Consider the following 9,137-nt stretch of genomic DNA (forward strand, 5'->3'; position numbering starts at 1 on the left):
GCAGATATGCTCAAAAAAGTAGGCCGAATATAAGCGTGCAACTTTATTCTGTGTTATCGAAATAGCTTGCAACAGTCGGGCGGGTCCATATAACCGCGCTGCGCGCGGGAACCCGCAGACTAACACACCAGCTTTATCGGGTATTGAGTCTTGTAGTCCCTCTATATCTGGCTAAAATGTAAGCACAACTTATCCTTCTTCCACGCGTGGCGACATACGGCCCCCTGGAGTTGGACGAATAAGCCGGCCTAGTGCCGGTTTTTTCACATCTAAAGACTAGGAAAGTAATATGCTGGCAGTAGACATCAAATTGCACCGCGTTGCGCAATGCGCTACACTCATTCTATGATTAAATCATTCAAACATAAGGGCCTAAGGCTGTTTTTCGAAGAAGGAAAAACATTTGGTATACAGACTAAGCACGCGAAAAAGCTTCGCATGCAGTTAGCTGCTATCCATACCGCACAGGATGTCGATGATATTAATTTGCCGGGCTTTTCTCTTCATCAACTCAAAGGAGAAAGGTCTAATATTTGGTCGATATCAGTCAACGGCAATTGGAGAATAACTTTCGAGTTCACAGATGGTAATGCTTACATCTTAAATTACGAGGATTATCACTAATGAATATGCATAACCCACCACATCCAGGTGAATTTATTGAGTCCATTTACATGGAGCCACACGGCATAAGTTGCAGAACACTCGCTACCCATCTAGGTGTTGCCGCTTCAACACTGAATCGTGTCGTTAAGGGAAAAAGTGCCGTAACGCCAGAAATGGCATTAAGGCTATCAAAGGTCTTAGGACGCAGCCCTGAAAGCTGGCTTAGCATGCAAGACAATTACGAACTTTGGCAGGCAAAGCAAAAAATCAACTTAGATAACGTGCGGCCAATCGATCTGCATGCTGCCTAAAAAGACTCTGTTTGCAGTCGCACGAAGATTACTCTAGTGAGGTCTATTGTAGAACCGCGCTGCGCGCGGGAACCCGAGATCTTTACCCCCGGGATAAAACCCAAGCCAAAACTTTGTACGACCCGATTCCATCGGGGACAATGCTTATATTACAGACGACAAAACCCTACAATATTGACCTCAGCATCTTGGCAACCGCATCAAAAATAGCTTACTATCTGACCACCGTTATCAAGGATGATAAGAGTATACCTTTCTCAATCCTACCTTGACCGGCACAGCTATTTAGCACAACAAGCATGCGTGTCTGTACACGCCTGAACTACCAGCTACTGAATAAATAGTCATTAGTTTCAATTAGTTATGGCCTTTTCCATCAAAAGACTGAAATAGAATAACGCGCACGCCGGTTTATTGGATAAACGAGCATGCGCATTAGTAAAATGTTAGCCAGAGGAAATATGATGAAATATGAAGTGCATGTTCGTAAGCTATGTGAAGATGATGTTAGCAGGGATTGTCATTTTCCAACCACTGACCAAGAAGCATATGAAACCCAACTAGCAGCATTGGCTTCTGATATAGGTAGCTTGCCAGAAATAAATGCTACGTTGGTCGTGAAAGATAGTATACAGATTGACTGCAATATGCCTGAAAAAGAGCTTTTAGATTACATGAAACATTTGTTTTCTGATTATTTTTGTAGGGTTCGATATTTGTCGATTAATGAAGTGGCCTAATTTCCGGTTACAAAATTTAGCTTGGATGTTTTATGAACAAAAAACATTATAAACTTCTTGGTAAATTGACTCCGGCGATGTTTATTCTCTCTGTAATTTGCCTTCAGGGATGTTCTGTAAATCCTCCACAAGAGGGTAATTACAGAGCAATTGCCGATATGGACTCTGGAGCTCAAATTTGTGCCTATATTGGTAAGCTTTCACAGACTGATGTTTTAGCTTCTCGTCGACTAACTTCAACGTGGATGCGAAGTTGGGGGAGCGGTTGGGACCAAAATAGCTATGTTTTAATTTTTAACCAAGAAAATAGTAGAGCAAATACATATCTCCAGCAAAATGGCCCCGAGTCATTTGCTAATTATTGCTCTAATATTGAAGCCCAGTTAGCTCAATTTAAATTAGAAGAACAACGGGAGCACGAAAAAGCTATAGCAAGAGCAGGGGCAACGAAGGTGGAGGTCACTACGCAAAGTACACCGCGCAGTACCACCTGCAATAAGATCGGTACACAGGTTTTCTGTAATAGTTTTTAATACAGAATGTCATTTAGATAAATTTGTGGTGGAAGACTCATTCCTTGTGCTAACCATTGGCTAACAAACAAAGGCAGTCGGACGCGCTAACGCGCGCCGCTGCTTTGGACGTTAGATTCAAAACACCCATTAACACGTTTCCATGCATTTAATTGGCGCTGACGGTCGAGGAACGAGACAATACGCAAGCCGATTGAATTGCATGGAAAAGTGCCGCCAGCAGCCTTTTATCCACTGCAAAAGCCCAGGCATCCCCCGATCTTAAGACATTGAAAAATGAGGCGAATAGGTATATTTTTTACTCATGGTCAGATTTGAATTTGATGAAGTAAAAAGCAGGTCAAACCTCGATAAACACGGTATAGACTTCCATACAGCGCAAGGCCTGTGGAATGACTCTGACCTTCTTGAGATACCTGCTAATACAAGCGATGAGCCTAGGTTCCTAGTAATCGGTATGCTGGATGGTAAGCACTGGTCTGGTGTGATCACCTACCGTGGAAAGAATATCAGGATCATTTCGGTGAGACGTTCACGTAAAGCAGAGGTGAGCTTATATGAAAGCACATGATTTTGACGCGAAGTTTGAAAGCGATGATGACGACATGCTAGGGCACTTAGACTTGTCTGCCGCAAAGCGCCCCATGCAAAAGCAGAAGCGTGTGAACGTGGATTTTCCTGCCTGGATGCTTGAGTCGTTAGATCGTGAAGCAAATCGTATCGGTGTGACGCGACAGTCGATCATTAAAATGTGGCTTGCTGAACGGCTAGAAAGCCGCCCGTAGCTGGTTAGCACTTGTCCATGCGTTTAATTGACGCTGACGGTCGAGGAACGAGACAATACGCAAGCAAATTGAATGGCATGGAAGAGTGCAGTCAACGATCTTTCATCAGCAGCAAAACCAAAGCCCCAAGCTGCGTCACCCGCAAAGCGGCTTCCTACTATTGAGTGCGTTCTTCTAGGCGTAGTGTCCGTACTAGACGCACGAAGTAGCGATCCAGTTGGTTGGCGTCGTTGGTTTTGCCCCGTTCAAAGTCCACAAACCACGCTTCGTTGGTGTTGAGTTCGCTACTGGATGATGTCCAGAATTTGGCGCTTGGTGTTGCCGGGAAGGTGTCGGTGTTGATAGCCGGCATGGCGCAGCGGGCCTCTACCAGTGTAGGTAATTCTTTGATGGTTGGTAGCCGCCAGCGGTAAGGGTCGCTGGTTGCTGGAGCCTGTTGTTGGGCTTGTTGCCAGTTCATCCGTTGCGCCAAGCCTTGGTCACATTGCACGCCACGGGCGCCGACGGGACAGCGCTGCCACATTAATCCAGTTTTCAAGTCTTTTACCCGAGTCACGTCCAATGTGTAAAAGCGCTGCGAGGGCGTGGTTTCAGCCAAAACTTCTGGGTTGCACTGGGCCATTAGCCCGATGGAGCTGGTGACACTCAGACAAATAACAGCGTAACGGGTGAGCTTACTCAAAGTCACGGGGTGCATTCCTTACTAAACGAACCGACATGGCACTGTCATAGTAGCCTAATTCGCTGCATCCGTGGAGGAAATACACGTACCAAGCGGAGTAGGAACATTCCGCGGCTGGGGTTGCGCTCCAGTAGAAACGCCCATAGCGGGAGCCGGGGAAGTAATCTGTGTTGATGGCAGGAAACACCCGACCATAATCCACGAGCCCCATAAGTTCATCCACGGTGGGCAGTCGCCAATCCTGAAAGCCGCATAGAGCCGCCTGATTCACCCGTTCTACATAGGCATGGGAATTACAGTAGGTTGCAGGCACGCCTGCTTGGTAGCCAGCACAAACAGCACCGTGGCTATCTTGCGCTCCCACTACGTCTTGACTGGATTTACTGCTCGGCTCGAACCAGCTAAAGCGGTCATCCGCATCGAATAATCCTTCGTCCCCGATGGTGTAGTTGCCGCCTACCTTGCGCTCCCACATTAAGCCGGTGGTGTTGTCGCGGACGCAAGTCCAGTCATTGGCTTCCGTCGGCATACCTTGCTGATCTATTTTTACAAAATCAAAGCTGGCGGGGCCATCCGAACGGGCGCCAGTTTGGTTCAATTGACCATTACCACCGTCATGAAATTCGTAGATAGGGCTGACCAAAAACCACCCCGAAGTCACCGGGCCGTATTCAGCATGATTATTGGCAACGCGGATTTCATACAAAGCGCCGTTCCACAAATGCTCGATCCGCAAGGCTGGTTTCGCCAACCCCGCCCATTGCTGTTCTGGCACTGGCTGTTGCTCGGCTGCTTGGGTTTGCGGAATCGGCCCCCTTAGCCAGACTCCGTAGTGGTTGGCGTTGGCGTCTTCTTGCCAAGCGATGTCGATGCCTTCGGATTGTGGTTGTAAACGAATATTTTGCGGTGCTTGGGGCAAGACATTCCCAGGCCCCGCTAGGTCAAACCCTTCTTCTAAACCGGTGTTTTCCGCAATATCGCTCACGGTGGGTATGGCACCAAGTTCGTCGCCGGTGCGACTTTGCCACCACAGCCCAAAACCGATCAGGGCGATGATCACAATGAGAAAATACTTATTCACTCGCTTATGACTCCACAACACCTTGGGCAACCCAAGCCATTAGAAAATTTTATGCTTCATTTTGACCTATCTTTGGGTTAGTGCTATTGATGCGTGTCAGCGAACCAAGCCCATAAGGTCATCGATAAAATACGCTAATGCTCGACGTTCGATTTTCTGGATGCCTTGCTGAATAGCCGCGGGCAAGTGCCCGTATTTGGATGCCGCACCAAAGTCACCCAAGAGCAAATGACCTAATGGGTTCACCAGCACATTGTGGGCATATAAATCCCCGTGGCTCACTTTATGAGCTTCTAGGTGTTCCACTAGGCTGATCATTTGCTCGGCAAAGCGCTCTACCTGCTCGCCGGTAAAAGACTGACCTTGGGTAAAGGTGTCTCGGGTGCAGGTGGCTAAACTCGGTGGCTGACCAAGATTGCTATACTCCTTGGGGATCAACGCCATCACCAGCGCTGCGCAATCTGGTTGGTGAATGTGAGCCAATGGCCGCACTAGATTGGCATGACTACCTACCGATAGACTGGCATCCAACTCATCCAATGGAAAGCCGTCGCTGGTGACTTCCCCCTTGAAGACTTTCACCGCAATATCCTGCGGTAAGCAAAGCGGGGGTTGCTGCCAGTGACCGCGATAAATCACGCCGGAAGCGCCCTGCCCCAAAACCTCGCTCAACTCGATATCCGCTGAATTTACCATCGGGAAATCCAGATGATCGTCGTGGGGTTGGCAGAACGGGTTGCCAGAGAAAGCAAACCAAGCCAGCTTAGGTAAAGCGAGAACTTGCTTAGGAAATTGAGCCAGTTTATTGGCAGACAGGCGCAATAGGCCAAGATTCTCCAGCTGAGCAAAACTCGCCGGTAGCTCAGTGAGATGATTGCCCGCCAAGGCGAGTTTTTCTAGCCGAGTATGCTGACCAAAATTCTGTGGCAGTGCCTCTAGCTTGTTATCGGTAAGGATCAACCAACGCAGAGCTTTTGGTAACGCGTTTTCGGAACAGGTGCGGATTTGGTTGTGTTTGAACCCCACCATGTCGAGCTTTTCACAACGCCCCAATACCTCTGGCACTTCTGTGAAACGGTTATTCGAGGCAAAGAAAATACGTAGCTTAGGTAGGCGTTCTGCGAAGTCATCTGGCAATAAGGCAAGCTGGTTGTTGGATAAATCCAGCACTTCAAGGGTGTCACCTAAATCATAAATCTCGTTAGGGAATGCGCCCAAATCATCGCTCAATTGCAAACGTCGACAACCGTCTAACTCACCCTTGCGTAATTGCTCTAGCGTATGCAAAACCTTGAACTCCTCAAAACAATGGACAATTTCTGTCTGATGCCACTCAAATTATGATCAACCGCAATAAAAAAGCAGAACCGATGTCCTGCTTTTAATATGCAATGCAATGTACCAAGAAAACTAACTGTCTTTGCGTAACGGATGATCTTCAGGTAAAACTTTTTGAATCCAAATCGCTAGCTTATGTTTCATGCCTTGCACATCCTCTTTATCTGGAGGCATTGCCACGACCAGCTTGTCCAAAACGAGAAGCCGGTACAATGCTTCAATTTTAGCGTTTGCAGAGGTCGTAGCGGAAAAGTTAGCGTAACCACGCTTCAGGGCGTAAGTTTCACCGACTTGTAGAGCTTTTTTGACTAACTGCGCTTCGTTTTTAAGCTTTTTCATTGAAGATCTCTATAGTGGCCTGAGCTTGCAGTCTATCTCAACACCACTATGAAACAACCTTTTTAATCCCCAACTTGGCGAAAACCATCCCTCATCTATGGAAAATGAGTTTGTTAAGCTTGGAATAGGAAGTTTTTGATTAGATCTTTTCCCCCTTCAGTAGCGAAGGATTCAGGGTGGAATTGAATGCCCTGGATCGGGAATTGCTTATGACGCACGCCCATGATTTCGTAGTCGCCGCCTTGGTGAATAACCGCATGGTTATCAAAATCCTCGACGGAAAGATCGCCCACCACGGAAGTTACTTCCAAGCACTCCGGTAGGCTTTCTGGCTCCGCCATTAGGGAGTGGTAGCGCATGATCTCTAACTGATCAGGGATATCATAAAAGACCCCTTCCCCATTGTGAGAGATCGGGCTCACTTTACCGTGCATCGGTACGTGGGCTTTCACCACCTTGCCACCAAAGACATGGCAAATACCCTGCATCCCCAAGCAAACCCCTAGCAATGGGGTAGTTTGACCAATTTCACGGATTACATCGGCGCACACACCAAAGTAGGCTTCGTCATCAGGAGAACCTGGCCCTGGGGAAATAATAATGCGATCCGGCGCTACTGCTTTGATGTCGTCTAATGTTACTTCATCGTTACGTTTTACCATCACATCAAAGGATGCAATCGCCCCTTTGCTTTGCTCTGCCAGCAGAATTTCACCGATATATTGGTACAGGTTGTAGGTGAAGCTGTCGTAGTTATCGATAATCAACACTTTCATGGTGGCTCCCCTTACTGCTGCGGTGCAAACTGATCTAGCACGCGTTTGGTGCCAGCGAATTTACGTTGGATCTCTTCGTATTCATCAGCGGCATTGGAGTCATAGACGTTGCCGCCACAGGTTTGCACGTAGGCTTTGTTGCCCTTGGCAAACACGGTACGAATCGGAATAGCGAAGTTACAGTCGCCATTGAAGGAGAACTGGCCCACCGCGCCACCGTAGGGGCCGCGACCGTCATTTTCCATATCATCGATGATTTTCATGGCTTCAATTTTGGGGGCGCCAGTTAAGGTGCCTGCTGGAAAGTTGCTTGCCAATGCGGAGAACATGTCGTGATTGTCAGCGATAATGCCGACAATTTCACTGGAAATATGCTGCACGTGACTAAAACGCTTAATGTCCATCAAGGAGCGTACTTTTACCGTACCAAAGCGCGCCACGCGACCAATATCGTTGCGGTGCAGATCGACGATCATATTGTGTTCAGCGATTTCTTTCGGATCGTTGAGCAACTTGCGAGCCAGCACCACGTCTTCTTTTTCATCCACCCCACGCTTTGCCGTACCGGCCAGCGGGAAGGTTTCCATTTCCCCCTGGCGTAGGCGGAATAGTAGCTCAGGGCTCGCACCAATGACTTTTTGCTCACCAAATTTGAGGTAATACATTTGTGGTGAGGGGTTCACTTCACGCAGTTGCTCGTAGATGGCGATGGTGTCACCATCCAAATCGAACCACTTTTTGAAACCCACTTCGGTTTGAAAAATCTTACCGTCGATGATGTCCTGTTTGACCTTAGCAACCGCTTTCGCGTGGTCTTCACGGGTCATGGACTCGCCCGCTGGAGTGACAGTTAGTGGGCCGTTTTCCGGTACTGGCGCATCTAACAGTGCTTGTACTTGCTCGGTGCGGTTTTCATCGTAGTAGAAGTAGTAAACCTGCCCTGTCATCTTGTCGAGGATCAAGCCATCTTTATACAAGCCAAAGCGGAAGCCATCGAACATATCACTGGTTTGCAGCTTTAGGCTCGGTTCAAAGTAGTTCATGGCATCGTAGCCGATGTAACCAGTAAGACCACCAGCGTAGCCACGGGAAATGATGTTCTGGGGCACAATATCCCGCAGCAGATAGTAGGGGTTATCCGATTCGTAGGCTTGAGTGTCGCCGTTGCGTTCTTGGATAAATAGGGTGTTACCCTCCGCCCAAAGGATTTTTTCCGGATCAAAACCAATGATGGAGTGGCGGGAGATATAGCTTTCTTCCCCCAGTGACTCCAGCATAAAGCAGTTTTCGAACTGCTTTTCTACCTTTTTAAACATACCGAAAAAGTCGCAATCGGCACTGATATTCACGTATTTGGGCTTACGTGGCAGCTCAATGCGCGGCGGAAGCTTACTCATGATCTTTTAATTCCTTCAATGCGCGAGAACCACGGGTAACCGTAGCAATCCCCACGCCGAGTTGTTTGGCGATATCCCGTTGTGGCACCCCGTCTTCTAGCAACGCAAAAATCTGCAGACGCTTTTGCATTTCTGCCAGCTCATTCGGCGTCAACAATGCATGGAGCTTCTGCTCCATCGCCGCCGCATCAGGGGTATCGAGAAAGTAATGAATCAAATTCTGCACAGCGGCGTACCTTGATGTATCAATGTACTAGTACAATATAGATTCTCTCAGAGGCTTGCAATAGGGAGGGGCGGCAGATCAGAAAAAAAGATTACAAACAGGGGCTCACGAAAAAACCCGCACGGTGGCGGGTTCACTCTTCAATTTCGTCTTTTTCAGACTTGCTGCGATTAGGATCGAACGCTTTATTCCTTTGACCGAGTAAAACAGCAATAGCAAGTGCAACCAGAACCGTTCCTAGTTGTATGGAAAAATATTCCATATCGCCGGGCGAACAGTGTTCCCGGCTGTGAGTGCTCCAAGCTTACGCTCGGGCACTTACC

At 48.0% G+C, this 9,137-nt stretch carries 13 protein-coding genes; 6 read left to right on the plus strand and 7 right to left on the minus strand.

From position 1 onward, the window contains the following. The first annotated feature begins 345 nt into the window (after positions 1-345). The 6 genes from FJM67_RS16265 (at position 346) to brnA (ending at position 2,975) form a co-directional block, all read left to right on the plus strand. On the plus strand, positions 346-624 hold the full coding sequence (locus FJM67_RS16265) for a type II toxin-antitoxin system RelE/ParE family toxin (RefSeq protein ID WP_140591614.1): 279 nt from the start codon (positions 346-348) through the stop codon (positions 622-624). After that, on the plus strand, positions 624-917 hold the full coding sequence (locus FJM67_RS16270) for a HigA family addiction module antitoxin (RefSeq protein WP_140591580.1): 294 nt from the start codon (positions 624-626) through the stop codon (positions 915-917). The genes FJM67_RS16265 and FJM67_RS16270 overlap by 1 nt, the downstream gene beginning before the upstream one ends. Before the next feature lie 428 nt (positions 918-1,345). Then, positions 1,346-1,657 (plus strand): hypothetical protein, encoded by a 312-nt coding sequence (locus FJM67_RS16275; protein ID WP_140591583.1) that lies wholly within the window; start codon positions 1,346-1,348, stop codon positions 1,655-1,657. A 32-nt stretch (positions 1,658-1,689) separates the two neighbouring features. After that, the gene (locus tag FJM67_RS16280) at positions 1,690-2,190 is read left to right on the plus strand and encodes a hypothetical protein (protein WP_140591585.1); all 501 of its coding nucleotides are present in this window, start codon (positions 1,690-1,692) and stop codon (positions 2,188-2,190) included. 304 nt (positions 2,191-2,494) lie between these two features. After that, the gene (locus FJM67_RS16285) at positions 2,495-2,761 is read left to right on the plus strand and encodes a BrnT family toxin (protein WP_140591588.1); all 267 of its coding nucleotides are present in this window, start codon (positions 2,495-2,497) and stop codon (positions 2,759-2,761) included. Then, positions 2,748-2,975: a type II toxin-antitoxin system BrnA family antitoxin gene (brnA, locus tag FJM67_RS16290; protein WP_140591591.1), complete on the plus strand. Its 228-nt coding sequence runs from the start codon at positions 2,748-2,750 to the stop codon at positions 2,973-2,975. Before FJM67_RS16285 ends, brnA begins: the two co-directional genes overlap by 14 nt. A 157-nt stretch (positions 2,976-3,132) precedes the next feature. On the opposite strand, the gene FJM67_RS16295 is transcribed toward brnA, so the two are convergent. The 7 genes from FJM67_RS16295 to FJM67_RS16325 form a co-directional block, all read right to left on the minus strand. Further along, complete coding sequence (locus tag FJM67_RS16295) at positions 3,133-3,663, minus strand: Lcl C-terminal domain-containing protein (RefSeq protein ID WP_181161531.1); 531 nt, start codon at positions 3,661-3,663, stop codon at positions 3,133-3,135. Continuing rightward, on the minus strand, positions 3,650-4,738 hold the full coding sequence (locus FJM67_RS16300) for an Lcl C-terminal domain-containing protein (protein WP_140591598.1): 1,089 nt from the start codon (positions 4,736-4,738) through the stop codon (positions 3,650-3,652). Before FJM67_RS16300 ends, FJM67_RS16295 begins: the two co-directional genes overlap by 14 nt. Positions 4,739-4,834: 96 nt before the next feature. Continuing rightward, entirely contained in the window at positions 4,835-6,025 is a 1,191-nt protein-coding gene (locus FJM67_RS16305) for a leucine-rich repeat-containing protein kinase family protein (RefSeq protein ID WP_140591600.1), read from the minus strand. A gap of 123 nt (positions 6,026-6,148) precedes the next feature. Then, complete coding sequence (locus FJM67_RS16310) at positions 6,149-6,415, minus strand: DUF5062 family protein (RefSeq protein WP_140591602.1); 267 nt, start codon at positions 6,413-6,415, stop codon at positions 6,149-6,151. Between the two features lie 113 nt (positions 6,416-6,528). Continuing rightward, positions 6,529-7,191: an anthranilate synthase component II gene (locus FJM67_RS16315; protein ID WP_140591605.1), complete on the minus strand. Its 663-nt coding sequence runs from the start codon at positions 7,189-7,191 to the stop codon at positions 6,529-6,531. Between the two features lie 11 nt (positions 7,192-7,202). Beyond that, on the minus strand, positions 7,203-8,588 hold the full coding sequence (locus FJM67_RS16320) for an anthranilate synthase component I family protein (protein WP_140591608.1): 1,386 nt from the start codon (positions 8,586-8,588) through the stop codon (positions 7,203-7,205). After that, complete coding sequence (locus tag FJM67_RS16325) at positions 8,581-8,766, minus strand: Trp family transcriptional regulator (protein ID WP_235890094.1); 186 nt, start codon at positions 8,764-8,766, stop codon at positions 8,581-8,583. The genes FJM67_RS16320 and FJM67_RS16325 overlap by 8 nt, the downstream gene beginning before the upstream one ends. Between the last annotated feature and the right edge of the window lie 371 nt (positions 8,767-9,137).

This window comes from Maribrevibacterium harenarium, assembly GCF_006385675.1.
Taxonomy (GTDB): Bacteria; Pseudomonadota; Gammaproteobacteria; order Pseudomonadales; family Marinomonadaceae; genus Marinomonas; species Marinomonas harenarium.

Coding starts and splice junctions, on each gene's coding strand:
- FJM67_RS16265 (WP_140591614.1), top strand. CDS start 346: ATGATTAAATCATTCAAACATAAGGGCCTAAGGCTGTTTTTCGAAGAA.
- FJM67_RS16270 (WP_140591580.1), top strand. CDS start 624: ATGAATATGCATAACCCACCACATCCAGGTGAATTTATTGAGTCCATT.
- FJM67_RS16275 (WP_140591583.1), top strand. CDS start 1,346: ATGCGCATTAGTAAAATGTTAGCCAGAGGAAATATGATGAAATATGAA.
- FJM67_RS16280 (WP_140591585.1), top strand. CDS start 1,690: ATGAACAAAAAACATTATAAACTTCTTGGTAAATTGACTCCGGCGATG.
- FJM67_RS16285 (WP_140591588.1), top strand. CDS start 2,495: ATGGTCAGATTTGAATTTGATGAAGTAAAAAGCAGGTCAAACCTCGAT.
- brnA (WP_140591591.1), top strand. CDS start 2,748: ATGAAAGCACATGATTTTGACGCGAAGTTTGAAAGCGATGATGACGAC.
- FJM67_RS16310 (WP_140591602.1), bottom strand. CDS start 6,415: ATGAAAAAGCTTAAAAACGAAGCGCAGTTAGTCAAAAAAGCTCTACAA.
- FJM67_RS16315 (WP_140591605.1), bottom strand. CDS start 7,191: ATGAAAGTGTTGATTATCGATAACTACGACAGCTTCACCTACAACCTG.
- FJM67_RS16320 (WP_140591608.1), bottom strand. CDS start 8,588: ATGAGTAAGCTTCCGCCGCGCATTGAGCTGCCACGTAAGCCCAAATAC.
- FJM67_RS16325 (WP_235890094.1), bottom strand. CDS start 8,766: ATGGAGCAGAAGCTCCATGCATTGTTGACGCCGAATGAGCTGGCAGAA.